This window comes from Oleiagrimonas sp. MCCC 1A03011 (genome assembly GCF_003267965.1).
Lineage (GTDB): Bacteria > Pseudomonadota > Gammaproteobacteria > Xanthomonadales > Rhodanobacteraceae > Oleiagrimonas > Oleiagrimonas citrea.
Window position 1 is genome coordinate 146,210 of record NZ_MSPY01000005.1, and the last position, 26,226, is coordinate 172,435.

The following is a 26,226-nucleotide window of genomic DNA, read 5'->3' on the forward strand; positions in this document are numbered from 1 at the left end:
CGCGCATGACCACCGCCAACCCGCTGCTCGTCGAGTCCGCCCTGCCCGCGTTCGACGCCATCCGCGCCGAACACGTGCTGCCCGCCGTGGAGGCGGTGCTCGCCGAGTACCGCAGCGCCGTCACGGCGATGACGGCGGAGGGCGCTGTACACGATTTCGAGCGCGTGATGCTGGCGCAGGAGCGCCTCGAGCAGCGACTGGGCAAGGTCTGGTCGCCCGTTTCGCACCTGCACTCGGTGGCCGACAGCCCCGCCTTGCGCGAGGCCTACGACGCGGCGCTGGAGAAGATCACCGATTTCTCTGCCGAGCTGGGCCAGAACCGCGCGCTCTACGCCGCGGTGAAGGCGGTGGCCGACGCCGAGGGCGCGACGCTGCCGGCCGATCGCCGTGCGCTGATCGATCATGCCCTGCGCGACTTCAAGCTGTCCGGCGTGGCGCTGGAGGAACCGGCGCGCAGCCGCTTCCGCGCCATCGCCAACGAGTTGTCCAAGCTGGGCACCGGCTTCGCCAACGCGGTGCTCGACGCCACCGACGCCTGGCAGCACCACATCACCGATGAACGCGATCTGGCCGGCATCCCGGCATCCGGTCGCGCGGTGCTGCGGCAGTACGCAAAGGAACAGGATCTGGACGGCTATCTGGTCACGCTGAAGCAGCCGGCGGTGCACGCCGTGATGACCTATGCCGAGGACCGTTTACTGCGCGAGAAGGTCTACTGGGCCTATCAGACACGCGCTTCCGACCAGGGTCCGGATGCCGGCAAATACGACAACTCCGAGCGTATCGAGCGCCTGGTGGCGCTGCGTCACGAGGCCGCGCAGCTGCTCGAATTCGCCAACGCCGCCGAGGAATCGCTGGCGACCAAGATGGCCGAGTCGACACAGACCGTGCTCGACTTCCTCGCCGACCTGGCCGCGCGCGCCAAGCCCGTCGCGCGCAAGGAGCTGGATGCGCTGCGCGCCTTCGCCGCCGAGCGTCTGGATCTGGCCAACCTGGAACCGTGGGACGCCGGCTATGCGTCCGAGAAGCTGCGCCAGGAGCGTTACGCGCTGGACGAGGAGCAGATCAAGCCGTACTTCCCGCTGCCGTCGGTCATCGACGGCCTGTTCGCGGTCACCCAGAAGCTCTACGGCATCGAGCTGAAGCCGCGTGAAGACGTCGCCACCTGGCACGCCGACGCGCGCTACTACGATGTGCTCGATGCCGACGGCCGTGTCTTCGCCGGCGTCTACATGGATCTCTACGCCCGCTCGGGCAAACGCGGCGGCGCGTGGATGGACGTGTGCCGTTCGCGCTTCCGCGATGGCGAGGCGCTGCAGCTGCCGGTCGCCTACCTGACCTGCAACTTCGCCCCGCCGACTGAGCATGCACCGGCGCTGCTGACCCACGACGACGTGCTGACGCTGTTCCACGAATTCGGCCACGGCCTGCATCACCTGCTGACCGAGGTGGACCTGCCATCCGTCGGCGGCATCGATGGCGTCGAGTGGGACGCCGTCGAACTGCCCAGCCAGTTCATGGAGAACTTCGCCTGGAACCGCGAGGCGCTGGACCTGTTCGCCAGGCACTACCAGACCGGCGAGCGCCTGCCCGACGAGCTGTTCCAGCGCATGCTCGACGCGCGTCACTTCCATGCCGGTCTGTTCCTGGTGCGGCAGCTGGAATTCGGCCTGTTCGATTTCCACCTGCACCTGGACTACGACCCCGAGCGCGGCGCGCGCCCGATGGCGGTGCTGGAAGACGTGCGCCGTCAGGTCGCCGTGCTGCATCCGCCGGCGTGGCAGCGCTTCCCGCATGCCTTCACGCACATCTTCGCGGGCGGCTACGCGGCCGGCTACTACAGCTATCTGTGGGCCGAGGTGCTGTCGGCCGACGCCTTCGAGCGCTTCGAGCAGGCCGGTGTGATCGACCGCGCCACCGGCGAAGCCTTTCGCCGCGAAATTCTCGCCGTCGGCGCCACGCGTCCGGCGCTGGAGAGCTTCGTCGCCTTCCGCGGTCGAGCACCGGAACCGACCGCGCTGCTGCGCAGCTACGGACTGGCCGCCTGAGACGCGTCCCGCTCGGCAAGGCCGTACAATGCACGCATGAAAATCGCTTCCTGGAACGTCAATTCACTGAAGGTTCGCCTGCCCCATCTGGAGCAGTGGCTGGCCGAGTCCAAGCCCGACGTCGTCGCGCTGCAGGAGACCAAGCTCACCGACGACAAGTTTCCCGTCGACGAGATCAAGGCGATGGGCTACGAGGTCGCTTTCTCTGGGCAGAAGACCTACAACGGCGTCGCCGTGCTGTCGCGCGAGCCGCTGACCGAGATCGTCACCGATCCGCCCAACCTCACCGATGAACAGCGGCGCATCCTCGCCGTCACCGTCGGCGACGTGCGCGTGGTCAATCTGTACGTGGTCAACGGCAGGGCCGTCGGCGACGAGAAGTACGACTACAAGCTCGACTGGCTGTCGCGCATGCGCGATTTCCTCGAAGGCGAGCTGGCGCGTCATCCGAAGCTGGTGGTGCTGGGTGATTTCAACATCGCGCCGGACGATCGCGACGTGCACGACCCCGAATCCTGGCACGAGAAGATCCTGTGTTCGAAGCCCGAGCGTGACGCGCTGAAGGCGATCACCGACCTGGGCCTGACCGACAGCTTCCGCCTGTTCGAGGACGGCGACGGCCATTTCAGCTGGTGGGACTACCGCCAGGCCGCGTTCCGGCGCAACATGGGGCTGCGTATCGATCTGATTCTGATCAGCGACGCGCTGAAGGCCGCCGCCCGCGCCGCCGCCATCGAGCGCACGCCGCGCACCTGGGAACGGCCTTCGGATCACACGCCGGTGACGCTGGAGCTGGAGGACCGATGAGAACCACCGACTGGCCAAGCTCGCTCACGAACACCGAACTCGACGAGCTCGACACCTTCCTGCGCACCGCGGCCAAGGAGGGCGATCTGCTGCTGGACGGTGTGCACGGCCTGCTCACGGCGCTGATCGTCGGCCCGGAACCGGCGCCGCCGGACGAGTGGCTGCCCGAGGTCCTGCATGCGCCGTTCGCCGATCCGCAGCAGGGCGAGCGCGTGCTGGCGTTGCTGGCCAAGCTCAACGATTCCATTGGCGCCGAGCTGGACGTGGACGCCTACGAGCCGATCCTTGGCGAACTGGAGGATATCGAGGGCCCGACACTGAGCGCCGCCGGCTGGTGTGAGGGCTTCAGTCGCGGCATCGACCTGCGCGCCGGCTTCTGGGAGCACCGCCTGGCCGAGGACGTCGAACTGATCGAGCTGCTCGGCCCGATCATGGCGCTGGCCGTCGACGAAGGCGTGCTGGCCAGCGACGCCGAGTTCGAGAAGCTTTCTGACGAAGAGTACGAAGCCTGCCTGCAGCGCCTGCCCGAGGTGCTGCTGTCCGTGGCCCGCTACTGGCACGAAAAGGCTCCGAGCGAGGACGAGCGCCGCGCCGCGCACGAACGCCAGCCGGAAGAGGCGCGCACTGAAAACAAGCCGCCGCGCCAGCGGGATGGTCATTCCCTGCACTGATCGGTCGTTCTGTTTCACGCACAAAGCTGATTGCGCTCATTGAATTGGTCTTGGATCGCGAACAATGCGTTCGAGGTCCGGGGACTGGTGTTGGCGTGCCACCGGGCGCATCTTGTGCGGCAACGACGTTCCATCAGGAGCCACACATGACCACTCGTACCATCAAGCAACGTGTTCGCGGTCGCCCGACTTCCGACGGCGCCGGCGTCAAGCTGACCCGCGTGATCGGCCAGCCGACGCTGGAGATGCTCGATCCGTTCCTGTTGCTGGACGAATTCGGTTCGGACGCGGCCGACGACTACATCGCCGGTTTTCCGGAGCATCCGCATCGCGGTTTCGAGACCGTCACCTACATGCTCGACGGGCGCATGCGCCACGGCGACAACCAGGGCAACAGCGGCCTGCTCGAATCGGGCAGCGTGCAGTGGATGACGGCCGGGCGCGGCATCGTGCATTCGGAGATGCCCGAGCAGGAAGAAGGCCTGATGCGCGGCTTCCAGCTGTGGGTGAATCTGCCGGCCAAGGACAAGATGACCGCGCCGCGCTACCAGGACATCGCGCCGGAGAAGATCCCCGAGGTCGAGCCGGCCGCGGGCGTGAAGGTGCGCGTGGTGGCCGGTCGTTTCGCGGAGGTCGATGGCCCGGTGAATGGCATCGCGACCCAGCCGCTGTACCTGGACATCGCGCTCGAAGCCGGCGCGTCGCTGACCGTGCCGGTGCCGGCCGGGCACAACGCGTTCGCCTACGTGTTCGAAGGCAGCGGCGTGCAGGTGGCCGACGAGCGTCTGGACCGCAGCGAACTGGCGGTGCTCAACGACGGCGACGCGGTCGTGCTGACCGCCGGCGACGAGGCGGCCCGCGTGCTGCTGGTGGCCGGCAAGCCGTTGCGCGAACCGGTGGCGCGCTATGGACCGTTCGTGATGAACACCAAGCAGCAGATCATCGAGGCCGTCGACGACTTCCGCAACGGCAAGTTCTGAGTCGATCCGCTCGGGATGGCCGTCCGCCGGCATGTCGAAGGGCATGCCGGCTTGCGATCAAAGTGCTGAAAATCTTCGATCATGCAGCCAGCATCTTCGTTGTCACGAGGCCATGATTGCGTCCCGTAAACGCCTGAACGAAGTTGATGCAGGCCGGCCTGTCGCGATTGCGCTTTGCACAGAGTGCGCGATCATGAGGGTTCCCTCGAACCCGGAGTCGCATGATGCCCCGCCCCGATACCGCCTTCCTGTTTGATCTCGACGGCACCCTGGTCGACAGCGTCTATCAGCACGTTCTGGCCTGGAAACAGGCGCTGGATCGTGAGGGCATTGAACTGTCCGTGTGGCGCATCCACCGCAAGATCGGCATGAGCGGCGGCCTGTTCACCAACATCCTGCTGCGCGAAACCGGCGTCGACATCACCGAGGAGCGCGTAGAGCGTCTGCGCCGTTTCCATGCCGAGGCCTACCAGCGTCAGGCTGGCGAGGGCGCGATCCGTCCGCTGCCCGGCGCGCGTGAACTGCTGACCTACCTCACCGAGCAGGAACTGCCGTGGGCCGTCGCTACCAGCGGTCGCATGGAGACCGCGGCGCACAATCTCGAAGCGCTGGGCGTCGACCCGGCGCGCGTGCCCGTGGTTACGCGCGATCAGGTGCGTTTCGCCAAGCCCGATCCGGACCTGTTTCTGGCCGCGGCCGAACGGCTGGACGTGGACATTCAGGACGCACTGATCATCGGCGACAGCATCTGGGACATGCTCGCGGCGAAGCGTGCGCGTGGGCTCGGCGTGGGCCTGCTGTCCGGCGGCTATGGCGCCGAGGAACTGCAGAGCGCCGGCGCGTTCCGTGTCTACGAGGACCCGGCCGACCTGCTCCTGCACATTGACGAGGTCGCCGCGCGGCGTTGAGTAGCATGGAGCGGGCGCAACGATGCCCGGTTCGACCTTTTCTCTTGCGCCGTGTCGGGCGCATGCATGGTGCGATCGAGCTTCGGTGAACAAGGAGCTTCTGCGATGCTCATTGTTCGCATGTCCGGTGTCTCGCGAGGCACGATACGCGTCATGACGCCGGAACGGCAGGAGCGTAGGCTGAAGATATGAAGCCGGGTCTGATCCATTCGAGAGAAACGATGACCGCTCCGACCAGCGTGCTGCGGGCCGTTGCGCAGGGTGTGCTGCTCTGCTTGCTGCTGGCGCTGGCCGGACCTGCCGTGGCGCATCGCGCCGCGCTCGACTATTTCTGGCATCCCGAGCTGGCCCCCGCGGGGCCGCTGGTGATCGTGGTCAGTCTGGACGAGCAGCAGCTGTACGCCTACCGCAACGGTGTGGCCATCGGCGTCAGTCCGATCAGCTCGGGCAAACCGGGCTACGAGACGCCGACCGGCGTGTACACGATCCTGCAGAAGAAACGCCAGCATTACTCGAATCTCTACGACGACGCGCCGATGCCGTACATGCAACGCCTGACCTGGGATGGCGTGGCGCTGCACGCGGGTTCGCTTCCGGGGCATGCTGCTTCGCACGGCTGCGTCCGCTTGCCGCCGGCGTTCGCCAGCCGGCTGTACGGCGCCACGCGGCGTGGCGACGTGGTAGTCGTGGCCGATGCGCGCGTCTCGCCGGCCACAGTTGTGCATCCGTCTGCGGTGGCGCCGATAGATCTGGCCGGGCAGCCCGTGATGCTGCTGGGCAGCCCGTTCGAGGCGGATCCGGAGCAGGATGCCGATGCGGATGCTCCCGTGAGCATCGTCGTCAGCACGACGGACGGCATGGCCTATGTATTGCGCAATGGTCGACTGGTCGCACATGCGCCGGTGACGCTGGTCCCGGGATTGTCCCTGCGCGGGATGCTGCTCTATGTCATGGGCGCCGATCGCGAGGGCGATGCGTCCGCGCAGCCTCGTTGGACCGGCTATCGCATTCTGGGCACCGGGCCGGTACCGGATCCCGATCAACTGGCGCGTCATGTTCAATTGTCGCAGAGCTTCGGTCGCGGTCTGCGCGAGATGTTGCGTCCGGGCACTACGGTGTTGGTGACCGATCTGCCCGGTTATGGCCGTGCGCCACACCCGGTCTACGGCGCGCTGCTGCAATCCGGATCGGTGAAGCCGGCGGATCGCGCTGAACGAACAAAACGCTCGGATTCGAAGCGTCTCACGCACCCCTGATACAGAACTGGGTAAAATATAACCAACAAGTACGTTTGTACCGTCGCGCCCCAACATGAATTTCCCCTCCCCGCGTTTCCCGTGGTGTCGCCTTGTCGTGTTGCTCGTATTCCTGGGCACGGGCGCGTTTGCACAGGCGTCCGGCTCCGGTGGCGGTTCGGGCCATGCGCTGGCCGCGGCCCTGGAAAGGGCGGCGCCGCAGGCCAATCCGCGGGTCATCGCGCTGGCCACGCGCGCCTTGGCCTGCGTGCGCAAGCACAGGACGGTACGCACCCTCAGCGTGATCGACTACTCGCTGCCTTCGACCACGCCGCGACTGTGGGTGTTCGACCTTTCGCAGCGCTCCGTGCTGTTCCATCTGCTGGTGGCACACGGCCGCAATACCGGCGGGCAGTACGCGAAGCATTTCTCCAACCGCGAAGGCAGCCTGATGTCGAGCCTGGGCACCTTCGTCACCGATGGCACCTACGTCGGCCACAACGGTTACTCATTGCGTCTGAAGGGGCTGGACGGCCGCTTCAACGATCAGGCCGAAAAGCGCGCCATCGTGATCCACGGCGCGAGCTACGTCAGCCGCCAGTTCGCCAAGGCGCAAGGACGTCTCGGCCGCAGTTGGGGTTGCCCGGCTGTGCGCAAGTCTGTCGCCAAGCCGCTGATCGACACCATTCGCAAGCAGTCGGTGGTGTTCGCCTACTACCCCGACAAGGACTGGTTGCACGATGCACCGACGCTGGTGGATTGCGGAGATGCATCCACGGGGACGTCGTCCGCCCTCGCTCCCTGAGGGATTACGCTGCGGGATTCCAGCGAAAGCCGTGCGGCAGGATGGCTGGTCCAAACAGGAAATGAAGCACGCGGCGTTGGCCATGGCTTTCGCCGTCGGCCTTCGATGAGGCGTGCAACAGCAGTGGACGCATGACCCAGGCGTCTCCGGTGTCTGCAGTGCAGTATGTTTCACCGATACGGTCGCGAAGCCGGCGGGCTGTCGCGACATCAAGCCGGCCATGACGATGCGAACCGGAAACGACCCGCAGCGGTCCGTTTTCCCGGGTGCAGGCATCCAGGTGTACGCGTACAGCGACCATCTTTTCGAGCACATCGACCGGCGGTTGTGCGAACAGCAAGCCGTCCTTTTCCGACCAGCCGGACCATGCCGGGTGGTCGATGCGATCGGCCACGGGAATGCTCAGATCCTGATGCAGGGGCACCAGCCAGATGTGCTTGTCCGACTTGGCGAAGCGCGTGCATTGCACGACAACCGGCGTTTCGGCCAGCAGAGAAGACAGTGCGGGGTGTTCCCGCAGTGAAGCGGCGAGCGTTGCACACCACGGCTGACGCAGGAGTGAGCGGTCACCTGCGCCGCTTTTCCATGGGCTCTGTGCGCACAGAGCCCTGCACGTGGACGCGTCGAGGACCGAAGGAACATGAGCGAAGCCCGTTTTCGCGAAGGATTCGATCATCTTGGGAAAGTGCCTGTGACGAAGATGCCGTCAGGGTCGATCAGGTTGTCGTGCAAACCACCGAGGTGGCGAGGGCTGGAATCGAGGATCGTGTCCGCGAAGCCGGCGAGCAAGAAGGTGGCAAGCATCGTTCTCGCGTGCTGATCGTGAGTTCGATTTCTCCGGCCCGGCGGTCCGCCGAAAAGGATCAGCTGGGCGCCTCGGCCGCCAGCAATGCGTCGAGATCGTCCTGGTCGAACTTCAACCGATCGCGGCTGCCGCCGCCTTCGAGGACCGCGGCGGCGAGTTCGGCCTTGCGCACCTTCATGGTCTCGATGCGTTCTTCCACCGTGCCGCTGGTGATGAGCTTGTACACGAACACCGGCTTGTCCTGGCCGATGCGGTGTGCGCGGTCGGCGGCCTGGGCCTCGGCGGCGGGATTCCACCATGGGTCGTAGTGGATCACGGTGTCGGCGGCGGTGAGGTTGAGACCGACGCCGCCGGCCTTGAGGCTGAGCAGGAACAGCGGCACTTCGCCTTCCTGGAAGCGGCGCACGGGTTCGGCGCGGTCGCGGGTCTCGCCGGTCAGGGTGACGTAGCGGATGCGCTTGCGGTCGAGTTCGCGGCCGATCAGCTTCAGCATCTCGGTGAACTGGCTGAAAAGCAGCACTTTGCGGCCTTCGGCGATCAGCGCCGGCAGCATGTCCAGCAGCAGCTCCATCTTGGCCGACTCGCGCACGCCGCGCGCGGCTTCGAGCTTGACCAGGCGCGGGTCGCAGCAGGCTTGGCGCAGTTTCAGCAGCGCGTCGAGCACGATGATGCCGCTGTGCTCGATGCCGCGCTGGGCGATGACTTCGCGCAGCTCGTCAGCCAGTGACAGGCGCAGGCTCTCGTAGAGCTCGCGTTGCTTGCCGTCGAGCACCACGCGACGGGTGATCTCGGTCTTGGCCGGCAGCTCGGAGGCGACCTCGGCCTTGGTGCGGCGCAGGATGAATGGTGCGATGCGCTGGTTGAGGCGCTGCTGGCAGGCGGCGTCGTTCTGCTTCTCGATCGGGCCGCGGTAGTGCCGGCGGAAGGCGCGTTCGTCGCCGAGCAGACCGGGCACGGCCAGATCGACCTGCGACCACAGTTCGCCCAGATGATTCTCCAGCGGCGTGCCGGTCAGGCACAGCAGGCGTCCGGCGTTGAGTTTGAGCAGCGCGCGGCGAGCCTGCGTGCGCGGGTTCTTCACCTGCTGTGCCTCGTCCAGTACCACCACTTCAAAGCGTTGCTGTTTCAGGGTGTCGAGGTCGCGCGGCAGCAGGGCGTAACTGGTGAGAATGATGTCGTGCTCGCCGATGCGCGCGAAGTGGTCGCTGCGCTGTGGACCGTGCAGGGTGAGCACCGTGAGCTTGGGCACGAAACGTGCGGCTTCGGCCTGCCAGTTCGGGATCAGGCTGGTCGGCAGCACGATCAGCGCGGGATGCTTGAGCCGGTCGGCTTCCTTCAGCGTCTGCAGATGCGCCAGCAACTGCAGGGTCTTGCCCAGTCCCATGTCGTCGGCCAGCACGCCGCCGACATCGGCCTCGTCCAGTGCGTTGAGCCAGCGCAGGCCTTCGCGCTGGTAGTCGCGCAGCGTGGCCTTGAGGCCCTTGGGCACGGTGTCGGTGGCGCGCTCGGCGGCTTCGCGCAGGCGGCGGGTGAAGCCGCGTAGCGCGCGGGGCGCTTCCAGCTTGCCGTCGCTGGGCAGGGCCTTGGCCAGTTCCTCCAGGCGTCCGGCCTGCACGCGCGGCAGGCGCAAGCGGGTGCGTGGCTTCTCCAGGTATTCGGCCAGCGGCGCCAGCATGGCGCGCAGTTCGCGCAGACGCACGGGCACGCGCTTGCGATCGTCGACCGGGGCGTACCAGACCGCATCCTCGGCCTCGTTGGTGGCCGGCGTCAGGCTGATCTGCTGCTCGCCCAGCGCCTGCGCCACCACCGGCAGCAGGTTGACGCGCTGGCCGTCGACCTCGATGCCGATCTCCAGCTCGAAGCGGTCATCGTCGCGTCCGGCGCTGGCCTCGCCGTACCAGTGCACGGGACCTTCCAGCACCTCGAACGGAAAGCTCTTGTCGTAATCGAGGATGAAGCCGTCGTCCTCGAGTTTGCCGCGCAGCGCCATCCAGCGCGCAGGCGTGTTCACTTCCAGTGCGCCGGTGTGGCCGGTGCCGGGGAACAACCAGGCGTCGTCGGGCAGTGTGTCGGTCAGATCCCAGGGCAGTCCCTCGGTATCGACAGCGGGGGTGAGGCCGGCGTTTTCCAGGCGCTCCATCGCGGCCAGTTCGTCGGCGCGCTGGCGCGTGATCTCGATCAGCTTGCCGTCGCGCACGCGGCGCACATGCGGCTCGCCGCCGCGGCTGGGTAGACGCTCGCCGCCGTAGTCGAAGCTGAGACAGGCGTGCGCCAGCGGCGGCGTACCCGCGGCCAGTCGGGCATGCCGGGTCAGCGCGCGCAGGGTCAGCACGGGCTGTGGTGCAAGACTGCCGGATTTGGCCTTGCTGAGGACGTGCGGCGCAGGAATGCGATCGGCCAGCGGCGAGGCGGCCAGGGCGGCGGCCAGGGCCGCGGCGTCCTCGGGGGCGACCGGGGGTGCGTCGATCAGGCGGGCTTCGTCGGACTCGAGTTCGAGCAGGCCGAGCGCGGCGTTCTCGGGGTCCAGATACCAGGGGGCGCCGATGCGCAGCAGCCGCTGTCCATGCGGTAGTTTCGGCAGCAGGTGCTGCAGTCCCTTGTCGTCGAGCTGCCAGACCCATTCCGGTCGGTGCGGTTTGCCGCGCGTAAGGCGCAGTCCGGCCACGCCGCCGAGGAAGCAGGGCGCGGTGTCGAGGATCTCGGTCAGCAACGCGTCGCCGACGGCGCCGTGCAGGTGAGCGTAGTTGCGGCCCTTGCGCTGGCTGTGCGGCAGACCGAGCAGGCTGGTTGCCAGGCGCTGCTCGGTAGGTGGCAGCTTGGTTTGTGCGAGACGACGCGGGTCCAGCGGCACGGCGTGATATAGGCGCCCCTGCTCGCCGACGCTGAGGAGTACCGGCGCAACTTCCAGGCGCGCGCCGGGATGGTCCTCGCCGTTGACCATCTCCAGGAAGAGGCCGAGCGTGGGGCCGCCGCTGGGGGCCGGTTCCGGCACGCTTGCCGGGCGGCCGTCGAGCAGTCGACGCCAAGCCGTGGGTACGGCGCCTTGCGGTTCCGAATCCTTGTCCTTGCGTGGCCGGGGCGGGGCCCGACGTTCGCCGGTCGGTCGCTGCATCCGTCTCGCTCGCGGATCAAAACATCAAGACTAGCAGCCTGCGCGCCCATGCGTGCAAGCACCGGCGCACAACTCGATGAAAAATTGCGACCGAACTAGTTCGGTGGGAACAGTTCGCTGGCGTATTCGGGTTTCTGTTCGCGCGCCATCAGGGTGCGCAGCGCTTCTCCGGGGGTGACGTCGCCATGCAGCACGGCGCGCACGCCGAAGGCGATCGGCAGGTCCAGGCCGTGCTGCTCGGCCAGGCGACCGACTTCGTCGGCCGTGACCACGCTCTCCACCACCTGGCCGATCTCGCGTATCGCCTCGTCGAGCGGCACGCCGCGACCCAGCGCAAGGCCCAGGCGGCGATTGCGCGACAGGTCGCCGGTGCAGGTCAGCACCAAGTCGCCGAGACCGGACAGTCCCATCAGCGTTTCCGGGCGTGCGCCGAGCGCGATGCCCAGCTGCAGCATTTCGTACATGCCGCGGGTGATGAGGCCGGCGCGGGCGTTGAGGCCCAGTTTCATGCCGTCGGCAACGCCGGTGGCGACGGCCAGCACGTTCTTCATCGCACCGCCGAGTTCGGCACCGAGCATGTCGCTGCCGGTGTAGGCGCGGAAGTCGGGTGCGTGCAGCAGGTCGGCCAGCCGCTGAGCGAAATCGGCGTCGGAGGCATGCACGGTGACCGCGGTCGGCAGACCGGCGACCACCTCGCGTGCGAACGAGGGCCCGGTGATGACGGCCATCGGACGTCCGGGCAGGCGCTCGCCCACCAGTTCGTGCAGGAAGCGTCCGGTGCCGGGCTCGAAACCCTTGGTAGCCCAGCTGACCGCGCACGATGCCGGCAGCAGCGGCGCGATCCGGTCCAGCAGCGCCGCGAAGGCGTGGCTGGGCACCGCGATCAGCACGATGTCCGCCTGCTTCACGGCGGCGGCCAGATCCGGCTCGAAGCACAGCGCCGCCGGCAGCTCCAGATCCGGCAGGTAGCGCACATTGCGGTGCGCCGCCTGCATTTCGGTCAGTGCCTCCGGATCACGCCCCCACAAGGTGGTGGGCGTGCCGTTGCGCGCCAGCAACGCGGCCAGCGCCGTGCCCCAGGAGCCGGCGCCGAGCACGCTGACGCGCGGTTTCGCCTGCGTCATGGGCGTCGACTCAGGAGTTCAGCGTCGGCGCCGCTTCGCCTGCGGCCTGGCGGCGCTGCTGTTCGGCGAACAGGGCGTCGAAGTTGATCGGCTGCAGCAGGAACGGCGGGAAGCCACCATCCTGGATCATCGAGGCGATGGTCTGGCGTGCGAACGGGAACAGCACGTTGGGGCAGTAGCTGCCGATGATGTTCTCTTCGTCCTCGGCCGAGAAGCCGGCCATGCCGAAGATGCCGGCCTGGTGCACTTCGGCCAGGTAGGCGGTCTGGTCGCCCAGCATGCAGGTCAGGGTCAGGGTCAGCACGACCTCGCGGCTGGTTTCGTCCAGCTTGGTCGCCTTGTGGCCCAGGTTCAGCTGCACCTGCGGCTGTTCCTCGGTCTCGCCGATCTGCTGAAAGATGGCGGGCGCGTTGGGCGCTTCGAAGGAGGCGTCCTTCAGATAGACCTTCTGCAGGATCAGTTCGACCTGGTCCTGGCCGTTCGCTTGGATTTCTTCTGCCATGATGTTCTCTGCTTGCGATGATCGAATGCGAAAGAGCGGCATTGTCCCATAGATTGCCTTGCCGTGTACGACCGGGCGAAGCCTCTGCGGTGATGGGCGTGCTTGCGGCGAAGTTGCTTCGTTTGCCATAATGGCGAGCTTGCCTTTCTGTGTCCGATTCTTCGGGCGCTCCTCGCGCGACGCGGCTGCGTGCAGGCAGAGGCAGGTTTCCAGCACGCCGCAAACGGCCCGAACGGCCGTCGCTGGGCCGAAATCGCCCTGGCTAATGGGTGGTCCACACCGTATTCGGAGGTCATCATGGCCCGTGTATGCCAAGTCACCGGCAAGCGTGTGCAGACCGGCAACAATGTCTCGCATGCCAACAACAAGACGCGCCGTCGCTGGTTGCCCAACCTGCATGAGCGTCGTTTCTGGGTGCCCAGCGAAAATCGCTGGGTGAAGCTGCGTGTGTCCAGCAAAGCGCTGCGCACCATCGACAAGAACGGCATCGAGGCCGTGATCGCCGACCTGCGTGCCCGCGGCGAAAAGGTTTAAGGAGACAAGATCATGCCCTCCAAGCGCGACAAGATCCGCCTGATTTCGTCGGCCGGCACCGGCCACTTCTACACCACCAACAAGAACAAGAAGAACATGCCCGAGAAGATGGAGATCAAGAAGTTCGATCCCGTCGTCCGCAAGCACGTCATCTACAAGGAAGGCAAGATCAAGTGATGCCGGGCCGCGCGGTTCCGCGCGGCTTTCCATCTACCCGCTCTGGCGGGGATCGATGCTTCCCGACAAGGCCCGCCCTCACCGGCGGGCCTTGTTTTTTTGTGCGCGGAACCTGTGGCCGAAACAGCGTTTTCCGTGCGTCGCCGTGTTCTCCTGTTGTTTCGTCTGCGCTGGCGGAAACGAAACCGGTGACCATGCGCGGTCGGGGTGTATACGTCGTCAGCCGGTGGTACCGGCTTCGCCCGCGGATCGCGGGCATGAAAAAGGCCCGCCGAAGCGGGCCTTTTCGCATTGCGTGATCGCGCTTGCCTCGATCAGGCGTGATGGCTGGCGATCGAGTAGCCCTTCAGGCGCTGGGCGAAGTCCTGCAGGGCGCGGATGCCGCTCTGCTCGGCTTCGCGGATCCACTGCTGCAGACCCTTCAACGCCGCGTCGGCGCCGCGCTGTTCCATCAATGCCATCAGGCGGGCGCGGTAATCGCAGACCACGCGCAGGCGCGGGCGATGCTCGACCACGGCTTCCAGCTGCGCGCGCTTGTCGCGGTCCAGCCAGCGACCGCCGTCGGCCAGCGCGCGGCGCAGGCGCTTGGGCACGGCCTTGATGCTCTCGCCGGCGTGCGCGGCTTCTTCGCGCAGCGTGGGCACGATGACCTGGCGGTAGTAGTCGGTCATGGCCTGGAAGCGGTGCGTGAGCACGGCCTTCAGGGTGTCGGCGTCGGGCAGGTTCACGTTCGGGCGCACGTCCAGCGACGGCGCCACGCGAAGCACCTTGGCCAGACCCACGGCGCGCAGGCCGCAGATGACCGCCCAGCCGATGTCGAACTCCCACTTGCGCAGCGCGAACTTGGCCGAGCTGGGGAAGGCATGGTGATTGTTGTGCAGCTCTTCGCCGCCGATCCAGAAGCCCCACGGGATCAGGTTGGTGGCGGTGTCCGAACTCTCGAAGTTGCGGTAGCCCCACCAGTGGCCGATGCCGTTGACGAAGCCGGCGGCCCAGAACGGAATCCAGATCATCTGGATGGCCCAGATCGCCAGACCCACCGCGCCGAACAGCGCGATGTTGATGATCGCCATCAGGGTCGGCCCCCAGTACGGGTGCGCGCTGTACAGATGACGCTCGATCCAGTCGTCCGGCGTGCCGCGACCGTACTTCTCCATGTCGGCGCGGTTCTCACTTGCCTCGCGATACAGACTCACGCCGTCCCAGAACACTTTCTTGATGCCGTAGATCTGCGGGCTGTGCGGATCGTCCTTGGTTTCCACCAGGGCGTGATGCTTGCGATGGATCGCGACCCACTCCTTGGTCACCATGCCGGTGGTCAGCCACGACCAGAAGCGCAGAAAATGCGCGATCACGGGGTGGAAGTCCACGCCGCGGTGCGTCTGGCTGCGATGCAGGTACAGGGTGACGGCGAAGATGGTCAGCTGGGTGACGATCAGTCCGTAGACCAGCCAGGTAACCCAACCGGCGCCGGTCAGGCCGCGGGCGGCGAAGTCGAGAAAAGCGTTGAACATCAGTACGTCTCGGAGTATCGGGAGGTCAGTGTACGCGCTGCGCTTCCATACCCGCCAGCATGGCGAGGGAAGCTGGAATGCGTCAGGCGTCAATCGCATTGAACCACATCGGATGTTGCAAAAGTATTGTTGCTACGCACTTTTTTCCGATGCCTGTTGTCCTGAATATGGGTTCCCGGCCAGAATCATCAAGTGAACGACCCTTCCCCGCTGCTTCAACTGGAATGCGTCAGCCGCCGTCTCGGCGGTCGTGATGTCGTGCGCGAGCTCAATCTGACGCTGGCGCGCGGCCAGGTGCTGGGACTGCTTGGCGTGAATGGCGCCGGCAAGTCCACCACGCTGGCGATGATGGCCGGTGCGCAACGACCGGACCGAGGTCGGGTTCGACTTCAAGGCACTGATCTTGCAGAGGAATATCAGTGTGCTCGCGGTGGCGTTGGCTGGCTGCCGGAGCGCGCGCCGCTGTGGCCGGAGCTGACCGTGGTCGAGCATCTGGACGCCACGGCGAGGCTGCGTGGCCTGCGCGGCGCGGCGGTGCGCAAGCGTCGTGACAGCCTGCTCGAACGCCTGCAGCTGACGCGCGAGGCGCGACGACTTGTCGCGGTCCTTTCGCAGGGGCAGCGGCAGCGTGTCGGGCTGGCTTGCGCATTGCTGCATGAGCCGCCGCTGCTGGTGCTGGACGAACCGGGCAACGGGCTCGACCCGCTGCAGGCCGCGCAGCTGCGCGAACTGATCCGCGAACGAGCCGATGCCGGCAGCGGCGTGGTGTTGTCCACGCATCTTTTGCCGGAAGTCACGGCGGTCTGCGATCGCGTTGCGATTCTGCACGAGGGCGTGTTGCGTCACGATGCGCCTCTGCACTCGGGGCAGGAACGCCTCCTGTTGACGCTGGCGCAGCCGGTCGACGCGGCGCGCCTGGCCGCCCTGGCGCCGGTGGCGAAGGTCGAGACGCAGGATGCCTGCCGTCATCGGATCACGCTGCGCGACGGAACCGATGCGCCCACGTTGGCGCGCGCCGTGGTCGAGGCGGGCATGCGGCTGGCCGGCCTGCAGCCCGTCGCGGGCGAGTTGGAGCATGCGTTCATGCATATCGCCACCCGGACGCCGGCCGAAGAGGCGGACGCCGCATGAGTGTGGGAGCCGTGATGCGCTGTGAATGGCGACGCCTGTGGACCCGTCCGCTGGGCTGGGTGCTGGCCGCGCTGACCCTGGCCGGCATGGGTTGGGAATTCCTGCTGATGCTGAACCAGTATCTGGCGCTGCAGGTTCGTCTGGCGGCCGCCGGCAATGCCAGCGGCTTCACCGATCTGGTCACCCTGCCCTGGCTGGCCCTGTTCGTGATTGCCGCGTTCGTGCTGGCGCCGCTGTTGACCATGAGTGCACTGGCGGGCGAGCGTCGAGGCGGCACGTTGTCGTTGTTGTTCGCCTCCGGACTGTCGCCGTCCGCGGTGGTGCTGGGCAAGTATTTTGCGGTGCTGATCTGGCAGTTGCTGATCCTGCTGTTGCTGCTGGCGATGCCGGTGGCGCTGGCGTTCACCACGCACCCGGACTGGGGCAAGCTGGCGGCGGCAGCGCTGGGACTGATGCTGGCGCTGGCTTCGCTGAACGCCATCGGCATGGCGTGTTCGGCCTTTGCCGGCCATCCGGCGTTGGCCGCGGCGGGCGCATTCGTGGTCACGGCGCTGCTGGTCGGTGTCAACAAGCTTTCGCTGGCCGACGGCGTGCTCGGCGGGATCGCCAACTGGTTGGCGCTGTCCACGCATCTGCAGCCGATGGGCCGGGGGCTGGTGAGTACGGCGGATCTGCTGTGGTTCGCGTTGCTGATTGGCGTGGCGCTGCTGCTGGCGATCCGTCGCGTGGGTGACGAAAGGACGCGGGGCTGATGACGAAACGACGCCTGCCGACCTGGCTGTACGCGCTGCTGCTGCTGATCGCGGCCGGTTGCATCGGCTATCTGGGCACGCGGCATGCGCGCGTGTTCGACTGGAGTTCGGGCGATCGCGCCAGCCTGACTGCGCCGACGCGCGCGGTGCTGCAGAAGTTGCACGGTCCGGTGCAGATCACCAGTTATGCCGCGCCGGGCGGTAAGTTGCGGCCGACCATCGCCGCTTTTCTGCAGCGCTATCAGGCGGTGAAGCCGGATATCTCGGTGCGTTTCGTCGACCCGGACAAGAATCCTGCCGCCATGCGCGCCGCCGGCATCGAAGTCGCCGGCGAGATGGTGCTGCGATATGACGGTCGAACCCAGCATGTGCGTGCGCTGAGTGAGGATGCGCTGACCAACGCGATGGAGCGGCTGACGCGCGACGGCGACCGCATCGTCGCGTTCGTGACCGGCGACGGCGAGCGCCGTGCGGACAGTTCGGCCGGCGCCGATCTCGGACTCTTCATCAAGCCACTGGCTGCGCGCGGCGTGCGCGCCGTGCCGTTGAACTTCAGTCAGGTCGGACAGGTGCCGCAGGGCACGCGTCTGGTGGTGCTCGCCAGTCCGCAGTCGGCGTTGCCCAAGCCGGCGGTGCAGGCGCTGGTCGACTACGTGCGCGATGGCGGCAACCTGCTGTGGCTCAGCGACCCCGGTCAGGCCCACCCCGAGCTCGATCCGTTGGCGCATGCGTTGGGCGTGCAGCGGCTTCCCGGCCTGCTGGTCGACGGTCAGGGTGCGGCGCTGGGGTTGAACGACCCACGCATTGTCGCGCTGGGCAGCTATCCGCCGACCGCGATCACCAAGGGATTGGTACAGACCACCGTGTTCGCGCAGGTGCAGGCGCTGGCCAGCATCTCGGACACCGAATGGTCCGCCAGGCCATTGCTGCGCTCCAGTCCGAAGAGCTGGACCGAGTTGCAGCCCATCGACGATCGGCATCCTTCGACCATCCGCTTCGATCCCGCCAAGGGCGAGCTGCGCGGTCCGCTGGACTTCGGCTTCGCGCTGTCGCGGCTGTCGCCCAGCCCGGACAAGAACGAGCAGCGTGCGGTGGTCATCGGCGACGGTGACTTCCTCTCCAACGCGTTTCTCGGCCAGGCCGGCAATCGCGCGCTGGGCGAGCGGGTGTTCGAGTGGCTGCTGGGCGACGATGCCCTGATCGGGGTCGATCGCGCGGCTGCGCCGGATCGCGTGGTGCATCTGTCACGCGGCGGACTGACGATGATGGCCGCCGTGTTCATGATCGGCCTGCCGCTGCTTCTGCTATTGCTGGGCACGGGCATTGCCTGGCGCCGGCGTCGGCGCTGATCGCATGCGCGGTGGCCTGTCCCGTTGGTTGGGCGGTGCGGCGCTGATCGCACTGGTCGGGCTGGCCTGGCTGCAGTGGCGCAGCGACGTCGCCGCCGCGCCGGGCACCTTGCTGAAGATCGATCCGGCACAGGTGCGGCAGATCGAGGTCATCCGTCCGGGGCATTCACCCGTGAACTATCGACGACACGATGGCCACTGGTGGCGGCAGACGCCCGCGGCGCAGCAGCAGGTGGCCGATGCCGAGCGCGTGAACGGAATGGCCGCCCTTGCCGCCGCGCCAGTGCAGCGCTGGCTCGACGAATCGCAGCCCGATCTGCACAACCTGGGCCTGAAACCGCCGCAGCTGATTCTGCGTCTGAACGGGCACGAGCTGGACTACGGCGTGATGACGCCGTTCGGTCCGAATCGCTATGTGCGGGTCGGCGACCGCATTGCCGTGGTGCACGCGCAATACGCGCCACGTGCGGCGGCGGCCAAGCGCATCACGGCCGATTCACAGCCGTAAGTTGCTGCCTGCCGGTTGCGGTGGCTCCGGGAACGACTGTTTACCGGATCAGGCGCGGATGACGTCAATCGTCTTCGGCCAGCCAGTCCTGCGGCTTCAGGTAGGAAGCCAGCCGCGCCTCGGGGCTGCCGGACTCGGGCTCGTAGGCGTATTCGAAGCGCACCTGCGGTGGCAGGCTCATCAGGATCGATTCGGTGCGTCCACCCGACTGCAGGCCGAACAGCGTGCCGCGGTCGTAGACCAGGTTGAACTCGACATAGCGCCCGCGTCGGTACAGCTGAAAATCGCGTTCGCGTTCTTCCCAGGGTTCGTGCATACGGCGCTCGACGATGGGCAGGTAGGCGTCCAGGAAGCCCTGGCCGACATCCTTCAGAAAACCGAAGCAGCGGTCGAAGCCGCCCTCGTTGAGGTCGTCGAAGAACAGCCCGCCGACGCCTCGGGTCTCGTTGCGATGCTTCAGATAGAAGTATTCGTCGCACCAGCGTTTGTACTCGGCGTACACGTTCTCGCCGTACGGTGCGCACAGGTCGCGGGCGACGCGGTGCCAGTGCTTGACGTCGTTGTCGAACGGATAGAACGGCGTCAGATCGAAGCCGCCGCCGAACCACCACACCGGTTCCGCACCGGGCTTGCTGGCTTCGAAATAGCGCACGTTGGCGTGCGTGGTCGGCACGTACGGGCTGTGCGGATGCAGCACCAGCGACACGCCGGTGGCGATGAAACTGCCGCCGGCCAGATCGGGCCGGTGCGCGGTGGCGCTGGGTGGCAGGCGATTGCCGGACACGCGCGAGAAGTTCACGCCAGCCTGCTCGAACACGCCGCCGTTCTTCAGCACACGTGTACGGCCGCCGCCACCTTCGGCGCGCTGCCAGGCATCCTCGACGAAGCGCACGCCATCGCCATCGGAATCGTCGACCGCTTCCAGCGCGGTACACACACGATCCTGCAAGTCGCGCAGGAACGCTTCGACCTGTTGAGCTTGATCTTGCATGCGGTCAGTGTCGGTGGCGGCGGCGAGCTTGGCAAGTCCGCGTTGGCACGCAGGCATGCATGACATGCCTTCAGGGTGCCGCGGCGACGGTGATATCCCACGGCTGCGGCTGCGTGTCTGCGCGCATGTACAGCGGATGCCGTGGCGCGTGATTGCGAGTCAGGCCGAGTACGTGCGGTTCGACGAGCAGATTGCGCACGAAGGCGTCGCGCTGGCGCAGTACGCCGTGATGGCCCCACGCAGCGACGGTGAGTCCGGCCTCTTCCTGCAGAGAGCTCAGCCAGGCGTCGTTGTCGCGCCCGATGGGCGAGCGTGCCCGCTTGAGCTTGTCGGGTGAGGGCGTGCGCCAGGCGAACAGGTTGCCGACCGCGAGCCCGGCGTAGCCCCATGCGCGGGCGAAGCCGATGCAGCGGCGGATGGTGGGGTCGTTCGCCGTGGCGCTGGCGGTCGACGGGTTGAGCATCACGAACAGCGCCGTCGGACCGTCGTCCCAGCGACGCCACAGTGCGTAGCGGTAACGACCGCACAAGGAAAACGCGGCGGCCGCATCCATGTCGCCGATGCGGCCGCGCTGCAGGTCGTGGTGATCCGGGTAACGACTCATCCGTTCGATGCTAATGCAGTCGGATGCCGACCAGAACCATGGTCTCGCCCAGATTCTTGCCGCCGAAGAAATCGCCGTTGGAAATGTGGCGCAGCATGATCTGCCAGCGATGCCCCTGCCAGCCGAGACTGCTGACGAACTGCTCGCTGCTGCTGAGCGCATCGGTGCGTCCGCCGGCGACGCCGAGCTGGAAGCTGAAGAACGCACCGCGCCACCAATCCACCAGGCGAACGCCCGCTGCGCCGACGACGACGTTGTGATCGAGGCGCTCGGTGTGCATGGATCGACCGTCGATCCAGCCCAGGGCATAGGCCGGCTTCCAGTGCACACCATGGAAATCGTGGGTGCTTGTGGTGATATCGACGAAGCCGACGTTGGTCCAGCGGTGCCCCGACGTCGCGCTGCGACCGACACTGATGGCCACCGTGGTGCCTTGATCGCTGGCGTGTGCGGCCGGGGTCAGGGCGATGAAGCTGCATGCACTGAGCAGCAGCGTGAGCATGAGGTGCATGCGATGAAGCATGGCGACTCCTTCCTGTGGTCGAACACCCCTCGGTTTTCCCGCAGCGCCATTTTAGCTGTTCAGGCAAACATTGTCATGGAAGGGAAATCCCCGTCGTGCTTGCCGCGGTACTCAGTGCGCCTTGGCCAACTGCTTGCGGCGCTTGCGTTCGGCCCTGCGGGCGCGACGGGCCGCCTTGCGCACCTGGCGATCGTGATACCCCATGTAGATGGCCGGTGTCGACAGCAGCGTGAGCAACTGCGAGATGGCCAGGCCACCGATCAAGGCGATGCCGAGCGGCTGACGAAGCTCCGAGCCGACGCCGAAGCCGACCGCTAGCGGCACGGCGCTGAGCATGGCTACCAGCGTGGTCATCAGAATCGGGCGGAAGCGGGTCAGAGCGGCTTCGCGGATGGCGTCGAGCGGCGTCAGTCCGCGATTGCGCTCGGCGTCGAGAGCGAAATCGACCATCAAGATGGCGTTCTTCTTGACGATGCCGATCAGCAACAGCACGGCGATGGCGGCGATCAGCGACAGCGGCGTGCGCGTGGCCAGCATGGCCGCGACCGCGCCGACCGCGGCGGCCGGCAGCGTGGAAAGAATAGTCAGTGGGTGGCGCATGCTCTCGTAGAGAATGCCCAGCACCAGATACATGGCGAGGATGGCGGCGAGGAACAGTGTGCCGATGTTCGATTGCAGCTGCTGCAGCCGCTGATTGTCACCGGTGAAGTCGATGTGCACGCTGGCGGGCAATCCCAGCCCTTGCGCCTGAGCCTTGATCAGGGCGATGCCGATACTTTGCGGCGTCTTGTCCTTGAGGCCGTAGCTGATGGTCGAGGCCAGTTGCTGCGACTCGTGCACGACTTGCGGCGGAATCACGGTCGGCTGGATGTGGGCCAGCGCGGACAGCGGCACCAGGCCGCCACCGCTGCCCAGCACGTACAGGTCCAGCAGCGAGGCCGGCGACAGCACTTGCTGCGCGGCGGCGCTGAGGATCACGCGGTAGCTGTTGGTCTCGGAATAGATGGTCGACACGGGCTGCTGGCCGAAGGCGCCGAACAGCACGGCGTCCACGTTCGCCATGCTCACGCCCAGACGCGAGGCGCGGGCACGATCGACCTGCACGGTCTGCTGCACGCTGACATCGTCGTAGTCGCTGCCGATGTCGCGAAGCTGCGGCAGCTTGCGCATGGCGTTCTCGAGTCGCAGCGTCCAGGTCTGCAGGACGATGGGATCATCGCCGCGCAGCTGGAAACTGTATTGCCCCTGGCCGCCGCCGCCGCTGCCGCCGCCGAGAAACTGCACGTTGTTGACGTAGCACTGCACGCCCGGAACCGTGTCCAGGCGCTTGCGCAGACGTTCGATGATGGCCTTTGACTTCAGCGGTCGGTCGCCGGGGCCGTGGCCGAATGGTTTGAGGTCGACGAACAGCTTGCCCTGGTTGCTGGTGGCGCCTGTAGGTCCGCCACCGAGCAGAGTGGCGACGTTGGTCACGGCGGCATCGTGCCGCACGATCACGGCGACCTGTTGCAGGCGCTGGGTCATTTCGTCAGGTGATACGTCGGCGTCGGCGACCACGTTGACGCGTAGCAGGCCGGTGTCCTGGGCCGGCATGAAGGTGCCGCCGACCAGTTTCACCGTGGCGAAGATCAGGCCGAAGGTCAGCGCCAGCAGCAACACCGGCTGCCAGCGCATCAGCCGGCGATGATGCAGCGCCCAGTCGAGGCTGCGTCGATAGAGGCCGAGCACGGCGTCGTCGAAGCGTTCCAGCAGGCGCTGCCAGCGGGTACGTTCGTGCGCATGCGGAATGCTGGCGTGACGAAGGTAGCGTGCGCATAGCGCCGGGGTCAGCGTCAGTGACACCACGGCCGAGATGATCACGGCAGCGGCCAGCGTCACCGAGAATTCGCGCATCAGCATGCCCAGCATGCTGTTCTCGAACAGCAGCGGAGCGAACACCGCCAGCAGCGAGACAGTGATCGAGATCACCGTGAAACCGATCTCGCGCACGCCGCGCAGCGTGGCCTGCATCGGCGTCTCGCCGGCCTCCATGTGCCGCACGATGTTCTCGATCACGACGATGGCGTCGTCGACGACGAAGCCGATGCACACCACCAGCGCCATCATCGACAGGTTGTTCAGCGTGTAGCCCAGTGCAGCCATGGTGACGAAGGCGCCGGCCAGCGACAGCGGCACGCTCAGCGCCGCGATCAGGGTCGGGCCGGTGCGGCGCAGGAACACCAGCATCACCATGATGACCAGGGCGATGCTGATGAGCAGCGTGATCTCGATCTCGTGGATCGATGAACGCGTGGTGTTGGTCAGGTTGAAGATCGGCTGGATGTGCACGTCGGCCGGCAGCCACGCGCTGAGCTGAGGCAGGCGCGCCTTGATGGCGTCGACAGTGGCCAGTGCGTTGGCGCCCGGGCGCTTGCTGATCTGCAGCATCACCGAGCGCTGGCCGTTGAGCCAGGCCGCCTGATGCATGTCCTCGGCACCGTCGTAGACGTGCGCCACGTCGCTCAGGCGTACCGGCGTGCCGTTGCGCACGGCGATGACCAGATGCGCGAAGTCCGACGCCGTATGCAACTGGTCGTTGGCCTGCACGATCAACTGGCGCTGGCCCTCGGTGATCGTGCCCAGCGGTGCATTCACGTTGGCGGCGGTCAGCGCGTTGCGCACGTCGTCGGTGGACAGATTCTTCGCGCTCAGCGCATCCAGATTCATGTCCACGCGGATCGCGGGCGGCGCGCTGCCGAACACCTGCACCCGGCCGACGCCGGGCACCTGCGCAATGCGCGGCTGCAGGAGGCTGTTGGCCATGTCGTAGAGCTTGGCCGGCGTCTGTGCACGCGCAGTCAGCGCGACCAGCAGGATCGGGATCTGGTCGGTGTTGAACTTCAGCACCTGCGGTGCCGTGGGCAGGTTCGAGGGCAAGTCCGGCGCGGCCGCATTGATCGCCGCCTGCACTTCGCGCGCGGCGTCGTCGATGTTGCGGTTGAAGTCGAACTGGACCAGCACGAAGGTCGAGCCTGCGTTGCTGGTCGAGCGCATGTCGCTGATACCCGCGATACGGCCGATGTGGCGCTCCAGCGGCGCGGCCACGGTGGTCGCCATGGTGTTGGCGCTGGCGCCCGGTTGCGAGGCCACTACGAAGACCGCCGGGATGTCCAGCTGCGGCAGCGCGGCCACGCCGAGCCGCAGGTAGGCGACAACGCCGCCCAGCACGAGGCCGATGGCCAGCAGCGTGATGCCGATCGGGCGGCGGATCATGGGCGCGAAAAAGTTCATCGTAGCGAGTTTGCCTATCTTCCCTGCGTCCCCGCGTGTGCTGGAAGTCGCGCGTGACCTACGGCACGTGCGGGGTCAAACCCGCTCAGAATACCTGCGTTGACGGCTCGTGCCGAGGCTCGCATGCTTAGCCTTTTCGCGCGTCGGATTTCTTCCCCATGCACAAACTCGTCCTGATCCGCCACGGCCAGTCGCAGTGGAACCTGGAAAACCGTTTCACCGGTTGGGCCGACGTCGACCTGACCGAACAGGGCATTGCCGAAGCCCGCGAGGCCGGTCGTCTGCTGACCGAGGCCGGTTTCCGCTTCGACCTGGCGCATACCTCGGTGCTCAAGCGCGCGGTGCGCACGCTGTGGCACGTGCAGGACGCCATGGACCAGATGTGGCTGCCGGTGCACACCGACTGGCGTCTCAACGAACGCCACTACGGTGCGCTGACGGGACTCAACAAGGCAGAGACCGCGGCCAAGTACGGGGACGAGCAGGTGCACATCTGGCGGCGCAGCTACGACACGCCGCCGCCGGCGATGGAGCCGCAGGACAACACCTTTGCTACCGACCCGCGTTATGCCGATCTCGACTCGTCGCAGATTCCGTTGACCGAATGCCTGAAGGACACTGTGGCGCGCGTGTTGCCGTACTGGCACGAAACTCTGGCGCCGACGGTGAAGGCCGGGCACAGCGTGGTGGTCGCCGCCCATGGCAATTCCATGCGCGCGCTGGTCAAGTACCTGGACGGCATCTCCGACGACGACATCGCTGGTGTGAACATTCCCAACGGCGTGCCGCTGGTGTATGAATTCGACGCCGACATGAAGCCAGTCAAGCATTATTACCTGGGCGATGCCGAAGCGCTGAAGGCGAAGATGCAGGCCGTGGCCAATCAGGGCAAGGCCAAGGGCTGAGACCCGTGTCGACGGGCGTCGGTGCTACAGCGCGTCGGCGTCCAGCTCGCCAGTGCGGATGCGCACTACCTGCTCCAGCGTCTGCACGAAGATCTTGCCGTCGCCGACCTTGCCGGTGCGCGCCGACTGCTGAATCACTTCCACGGCGCGATCGAGCAGTTCGTCCGCCATTGCCGCTTCGATCTTGATCTTCGGCAGGAAGTCGACCACGTATTCCGCGCCGCGATACAACTCGGTGTGGCCCTTCTGCCGGCCGAAGCCCTTGACCTCGGTGACGGTCAGTCCCTGTACGCCGATCTCGGCCAGCGCCTCGCGCACGTCGTCGAGCTTGAACGGCTTGATGATGGCGGTGATCAACTTCATGCAGGTTCCCGGCGGGCGTCGTGGCGTCTGGGCGCACACTATACCGACTGTGCGGCGGCCTGCGTGCAGCGGGGGTACGGCACAAAGGGGCTGCACACCTTTTTCACGCCGCGTAGGCAAAACCCTACACCTTGTGATGCATTCCGCCGATGGCGTGGCTATCCTGCACGTCTCACACTAACCGCAAGAGTTCGAGGTGCCGCATGATTGATGTCCAGTCCATTGACGCCATCGCGCAGCGGCTCGCGAATGCGGTTCCGCCCGGTCTCGCGCAGGCGCGCGAGGACCTTGCGGAGAACTTCCGCGACGTGCTGGCGCAGGGATTGCGCCGCCTCGATCTGGTGACACGCGAAGAGTTCGACGTGCAGCGCCAGGTCCTCGCCCGCACCCGCGAGCGCGTGGAACAGTGCGAACAACGCATCGCCGAGCTCGAAGCGCGATTGGCCGAAAACGGCCGCTGACCGCACCACACAACCGCCTCCCGGGAGACCGCCTCCGATCCGTCACCTCACCCCGAGTCAACGATCGGGGGCGGCTTTTTTTCGCCCTGAGCGATGTGTCTGGTGCAAGGAGCTGAGCAGCATGCACATCGCATTTCCGGGCGCGCC

26 protein-coding genes are annotated in these 26,226 nt (G+C 66.5%); 15 read left to right on the forward strand and 11 right to left on the reverse strand.

Annotated elements, in window-relative coordinates; genetic code table 11:
- Positions 1-5 precede the first annotated feature (5 nt).
- The 7 genes from BTJ49_RS11345 (at position 6) to BTJ49_RS11375 (ending at position 7,454) form a co-directional block, all read left to right on the forward strand.
- The gene (locus BTJ49_RS11345) at positions 6-2,048 is read left to right on the forward strand and encodes a M3 family metallopeptidase (protein WP_113065625.1); all 2,043 of its coding nucleotides are present in this window, start codon (positions 6-8) and stop codon (positions 2,046-2,048) included.
- 36 nt (positions 2,049-2,084) lie between these two features.
- On the forward strand, positions 2,085-2,855 hold the full coding sequence (gene xth / locus BTJ49_RS11350; protein ID WP_113065514.1) for an exodeoxyribonuclease III: 771 nt from the start codon (positions 2,085-2,087) through the stop codon (positions 2,853-2,855).
- Positions 2,852-3,526 carry a YecA family protein gene (locus BTJ49_RS11355; RefSeq protein ID WP_113065515.1) on the forward strand — a complete coding sequence of 225 codons (675 nt, stop codon included), beginning with the start codon at positions 2,852-2,854 and terminating at the stop codon, positions 3,524-3,526. Before xth ends, BTJ49_RS11355 begins: the two co-directional genes overlap by 4 nt.
- Positions 3,527-3,672: 146 nt before the next feature.
- Positions 3,673-4,506, forward strand: a complete 834-nt coding sequence (locus BTJ49_RS11360; RefSeq protein ID WP_113065516.1) for a pirin family protein — start codon at positions 3,673-3,675, stop codon at positions 4,504-4,506.
- A gap of 224 nt (positions 4,507-4,730) precedes the next feature.
- The gene (locus BTJ49_RS11365; RefSeq protein WP_113065626.1) at positions 4,731-5,414 is read left to right on the forward strand and encodes an HAD family hydrolase; all 684 of its coding nucleotides are present in this window, start codon (positions 4,731-4,733) and stop codon (positions 5,412-5,414) included.
- Positions 5,415-5,635: 221 nt separating this feature from the next.
- Positions 5,636-6,670, forward strand: a complete 1,035-nt coding sequence (locus BTJ49_RS11370) for a L,D-transpeptidase family protein (RefSeq protein ID WP_113065517.1) — start codon at positions 5,636-5,638, stop codon at positions 6,668-6,670.
- 112 nt (positions 6,671-6,782) lie between these two features.
- Positions 6,783-7,454, forward strand: coding sequence for a murein L,D-transpeptidase catalytic domain family protein (locus BTJ49_RS11375; protein ID WP_343125529.1), 672 nt, complete (start codon positions 6,783-6,785; stop codon positions 7,452-7,454).
- A 4-nt stretch (positions 7,455-7,458) separates the two neighbouring features.
- Here BTJ49_RS11375 and BTJ49_RS11380 read toward each other — a convergent pair whose 3' ends face one another.
- The 5 genes from BTJ49_RS11380 to secB form a co-directional block, all read right to left on the reverse strand.
- Positions 7,459-8,130 carry a phytanoyl-CoA dioxygenase family protein gene (locus tag BTJ49_RS11380; RefSeq protein ID WP_113065519.1) on the reverse strand — a complete coding sequence of 224 codons (672 nt, stop codon included), beginning with the start codon at positions 8,128-8,130 and terminating at the stop codon, positions 7,459-7,461.
- Entirely contained in the window at positions 8,127-8,258 is a 132-nt protein-coding gene (locus BTJ49_RS16050) for a hypothetical protein (protein WP_255420383.1), read from the reverse strand. Before BTJ49_RS16050 ends, BTJ49_RS11380 begins: the two co-directional genes overlap by 4 nt.
- Positions 8,259-8,317: 59 nt before the next feature.
- Positions 8,318-11,371, reverse strand: a complete 3,054-nt coding sequence (locus tag BTJ49_RS11385; RefSeq protein ID WP_113065520.1) for a DEAD/DEAH box helicase — start codon at positions 11,369-11,371, stop codon at positions 8,318-8,320.
- Between the two features lie 95 nt (positions 11,372-11,466).
- Positions 11,467-12,495: an NAD(P)H-dependent glycerol-3-phosphate dehydrogenase gene (locus BTJ49_RS11390; protein ID WP_113065521.1), complete on the reverse strand. Its 1,029-nt coding sequence runs from the start codon at positions 12,493-12,495 to the stop codon at positions 11,467-11,469.
- Positions 12,496-12,505: 10 nt separating this feature from the next.
- Positions 12,506-12,997: a protein-export chaperone SecB gene (gene secB, locus BTJ49_RS11395; RefSeq protein ID WP_113065522.1), complete on the reverse strand. Its 492-nt coding sequence runs from the start codon at positions 12,995-12,997 to the stop codon at positions 12,506-12,508.
- A 297-nt stretch (positions 12,998-13,294) separates the two neighbouring features.
- Here secB and rpmB point away from each other — a divergent pair, with 297 nt between their 5' ends.
- Positions 13,295-13,531: a 50S ribosomal protein L28 gene (gene rpmB, locus BTJ49_RS11400; RefSeq protein ID WP_113065523.1), complete on the forward strand. Its 237-nt coding sequence runs from the start codon at positions 13,295-13,297 to the stop codon at positions 13,529-13,531.
- Between the two features lie 12 nt (positions 13,532-13,543).
- The gene (gene rpmG / locus BTJ49_RS11405) at positions 13,544-13,708 is read left to right on the forward strand and encodes a 50S ribosomal protein L33 (protein ID WP_113065524.1); all 165 of its coding nucleotides are present in this window, start codon (positions 13,544-13,546) and stop codon (positions 13,706-13,708) included.
- A 314-nt stretch (positions 13,709-14,022) separates the two neighbouring features.
- On the opposite strand, the gene BTJ49_RS11410 is transcribed toward rpmG, so the two are convergent.
- Positions 14,023-15,222, reverse strand: coding sequence for a fatty acid desaturase (locus BTJ49_RS11410; RefSeq protein ID WP_113065525.1), 1,200 nt, complete (start codon positions 15,220-15,222; stop codon positions 14,023-14,025).
- A 192-nt stretch (positions 15,223-15,414) separates the two neighbouring features.
- Here BTJ49_RS11410 and BTJ49_RS11415 point away from each other — a divergent pair, with 192 nt between their 5' ends.
- From BTJ49_RS11415 to BTJ49_RS11430, 4 genes are read left to right on the forward strand one after another with little or no spacing between them, the layout of a single operon-like run.
- Positions 15,415-16,353, forward strand: a complete 939-nt coding sequence (locus tag BTJ49_RS11415) for an ABC transporter ATP-binding protein (RefSeq protein WP_240601817.1) — start codon at positions 15,415-15,417, stop codon at positions 16,351-16,353.
- A complete protein-coding gene (locus BTJ49_RS11420) occupies positions 16,350-17,105 on the forward strand; it encodes an ABC transporter permease subunit (protein ID WP_113065526.1) in 756 nt (251 codons plus the stop codon). Before BTJ49_RS11415 ends, BTJ49_RS11420 begins: the two co-directional genes overlap by 4 nt.
- Complete coding sequence (locus BTJ49_RS11425; RefSeq protein WP_113065527.1) at positions 17,105-18,454, forward strand: DUF4350 domain-containing protein; 1,350 nt, start codon at positions 17,105-17,107, stop codon at positions 18,452-18,454. Before BTJ49_RS11420 ends, BTJ49_RS11425 begins: the two co-directional genes overlap by 1 nt.
- Positions 18,455-18,458: 4 nt before the next feature.
- The gene (locus BTJ49_RS11430) at positions 18,459-18,962 is read left to right on the forward strand and encodes a hypothetical protein (RefSeq protein ID WP_146742332.1); all 504 of its coding nucleotides are present in this window, start codon (positions 18,459-18,461) and stop codon (positions 18,960-18,962) included.
- Between the two features lie 64 nt (positions 18,963-19,026).
- Here the strand turns inward: BTJ49_RS11430 and hemF are convergent, their stop codons facing one another.
- The 4 genes from hemF to BTJ49_RS11450 form a co-directional block, all read right to left on the reverse strand.
- The gene (gene hemF / locus BTJ49_RS11435; RefSeq protein WP_113065628.1) at positions 19,027-19,953 is read right to left on the reverse strand and encodes an oxygen-dependent coproporphyrinogen oxidase; all 927 of its coding nucleotides are present in this window, start codon (positions 19,951-19,953) and stop codon (positions 19,027-19,029) included.
- A 70-nt stretch (positions 19,954-20,023) separates the two neighbouring features.
- Positions 20,024-20,557 carry a DUF1643 domain-containing protein gene (locus tag BTJ49_RS11440; RefSeq protein ID WP_205300842.1) on the reverse strand — a complete coding sequence of 178 codons (534 nt, stop codon included), beginning with the start codon at positions 20,555-20,557 and terminating at the stop codon, positions 20,024-20,026.
- A 10-nt stretch (positions 20,558-20,567) separates the two neighbouring features.
- The gene (locus tag BTJ49_RS11445; protein ID WP_113065529.1) at positions 20,568-21,080 is read right to left on the reverse strand and encodes a lipid A 3-O-deacylase; all 513 of its coding nucleotides are present in this window, start codon (positions 21,078-21,080) and stop codon (positions 20,568-20,570) included.
- A gap of 111 nt (positions 21,081-21,191) precedes the next feature.
- A complete protein-coding gene (locus tag BTJ49_RS11450) occupies positions 21,192-24,350 on the reverse strand; it encodes an efflux RND transporter permease subunit (protein ID WP_113065530.1) in 3,159 nt (1,052 codons plus the stop codon).
- 158 nt (positions 24,351-24,508) lie between these two features.
- Between BTJ49_RS11450 and gpmA the strand changes: the two genes are divergently transcribed.
- Positions 24,509-25,255 carry a 2,3-diphosphoglycerate-dependent phosphoglycerate mutase gene (gpmA, locus tag BTJ49_RS11455; RefSeq protein WP_113065531.1) on the forward strand — a complete coding sequence of 249 codons (747 nt, stop codon included), beginning with the start codon at positions 24,509-24,511 and terminating at the stop codon, positions 25,253-25,255.
- Positions 25,256-25,279: 24 nt separating this feature from the next.
- Here gpmA and glnK read toward each other — a convergent pair whose 3' ends face one another.
- Positions 25,280-25,618, reverse strand: coding sequence for a P-II family nitrogen regulator (gene glnK / locus BTJ49_RS11460; RefSeq protein ID WP_043099000.1), 339 nt, complete (start codon positions 25,616-25,618; stop codon positions 25,280-25,282).
- 203 nt (positions 25,619-25,821) lie between these two features.
- Between glnK and BTJ49_RS11465 the strand changes: the two genes are divergently transcribed.
- Complete coding sequence (locus BTJ49_RS11465; RefSeq protein ID WP_113065532.1) at positions 25,822-26,079, forward strand: accessory factor UbiK family protein; 258 nt, start codon at positions 25,822-25,824, stop codon at positions 26,077-26,079.
- The last annotated feature ends 147 nt before the right edge of the window (positions 26,080-26,226 follow it).

What these genes read in the sequence shown, in the direction of transcription:
- BTJ49_RS11345 (WP_113065625.1), top strand. Translation starts at nt 6, where the DNA reads ATGACCACCGCCAACCCGCTGCTCGTCGAGTCCGCCCTGCCCGCGTTC.
- xth (WP_113065514.1), top strand. Translation starts at nt 2,085, where the DNA reads ATGAAAATCGCTTCCTGGAACGTCAATTCACTGAAGGTTCGCCTGCCC.
- BTJ49_RS11355 (WP_113065515.1), top strand. Translation starts at nt 2,852, where the DNA reads ATGAGAACCACCGACTGGCCAAGCTCGCTCACGAACACCGAACTCGAC.
- BTJ49_RS11360 (WP_113065516.1), top strand. Translation starts at nt 3,673, where the DNA reads ATGACCACTCGTACCATCAAGCAACGTGTTCGCGGTCGCCCGACTTCC.
- BTJ49_RS11365 (WP_113065626.1), top strand. Translation starts at nt 4,731, where the DNA reads ATGCCCCGCCCCGATACCGCCTTCCTGTTTGATCTCGACGGCACCCTG.
- BTJ49_RS11370 (WP_113065517.1), top strand. Translation starts at nt 5,636, where the DNA reads ATGACCGCTCCGACCAGCGTGCTGCGGGCCGTTGCGCAGGGTGTGCTG.
- BTJ49_RS11380 (WP_113065519.1), bottom strand. Translation starts at nt 8,130, where the DNA reads ATGATCGAATCCTTCGCGAAAACGGGCTTCGCTCATGTTCCTTCGGTC.
- BTJ49_RS16050 (WP_255420383.1), bottom strand. Translation starts at nt 8,258, where the DNA reads ATGCTTGCCACCTTCTTGCTCGCCGGCTTCGCGGACACGATCCTCGAT.
- BTJ49_RS11385 (WP_113065520.1), bottom strand. Translation starts at nt 11,371, where the DNA reads ATGCAGCGACCGACCGGCGAACGTCGGGCCCCGCCCCGGCCACGCAAG.
- BTJ49_RS11390 (WP_113065521.1), bottom strand. Translation starts at nt 12,495, where the DNA reads ATGACGCAGGCGAAACCGCGCGTCAGCGTGCTCGGCGCCGGCTCCTGG.
- secB (WP_113065522.1), bottom strand. Translation starts at nt 12,997, where the DNA reads ATGGCAGAAGAAATCCAAGCGAACGGCCAGGACCAGGTCGAACTGATC.
- rpmB (WP_113065523.1), top strand. Translation starts at nt 13,295, where the DNA reads ATGGCCCGTGTATGCCAAGTCACCGGCAAGCGTGTGCAGACCGGCAAC.
- rpmG (WP_113065524.1), top strand. Translation starts at nt 13,544, where the DNA reads ATGCCCTCCAAGCGCGACAAGATCCGCCTGATTTCGTCGGCCGGCACC.
- BTJ49_RS11410 (WP_113065525.1), bottom strand. Translation starts at nt 15,222, where the DNA reads ATGTTCAACGCTTTTCTCGACTTCGCCGCCCGCGGCCTGACCGGCGCC.
- BTJ49_RS11420 (WP_113065526.1), top strand. Translation starts at nt 16,350, where the DNA reads ATGAGTGTGGGAGCCGTGATGCGCTGTGAATGGCGACGCCTGTGGACC.
- BTJ49_RS11425 (WP_113065527.1), top strand. Translation starts at nt 17,105, where the DNA reads ATGACGAAACGACGCCTGCCGACCTGGCTGTACGCGCTGCTGCTGCTG.
- BTJ49_RS11430 (WP_146742332.1), top strand. Translation starts at nt 18,459, where the DNA reads ATGCGCGGTGGCCTGTCCCGTTGGTTGGGCGGTGCGGCGCTGATCGCA.
- hemF (WP_113065628.1), bottom strand. Translation starts at nt 19,953, where the DNA reads ATGCAAGATCAAGCTCAACAGGTCGAAGCGTTCCTGCGCGACTTGCAG.
- BTJ49_RS11440 (WP_205300842.1), bottom strand. Translation starts at nt 20,557, where the DNA reads ATGAGTCGTTACCCGGATCACCACGACCTGCAGCGCGGCCGCATCGGC.
- BTJ49_RS11445 (WP_113065529.1), bottom strand. Translation starts at nt 21,080, where the DNA reads ATGCTTCATCGCATGCACCTCATGCTCACGCTGCTGCTCAGTGCATGC.
- BTJ49_RS11450 (WP_113065530.1), bottom strand. Translation starts at nt 24,350, where the DNA reads ATGAACTTTTTCGCGCCCATGATCCGCCGCCCGATCGGCATCACGCTG.
- gpmA (WP_113065531.1), top strand. Translation starts at nt 24,509, where the DNA reads ATGCACAAACTCGTCCTGATCCGCCACGGCCAGTCGCAGTGGAACCTG.
- glnK (WP_043099000.1), bottom strand. Translation starts at nt 25,618, where the DNA reads ATGAAGTTGATCACCGCCATCATCAAGCCGTTCAAGCTCGACGACGTG.
- BTJ49_RS11465 (WP_113065532.1), top strand. Translation starts at nt 25,822, where the DNA reads ATGATTGATGTCCAGTCCATTGACGCCATCGCGCAGCGGCTCGCGAAT.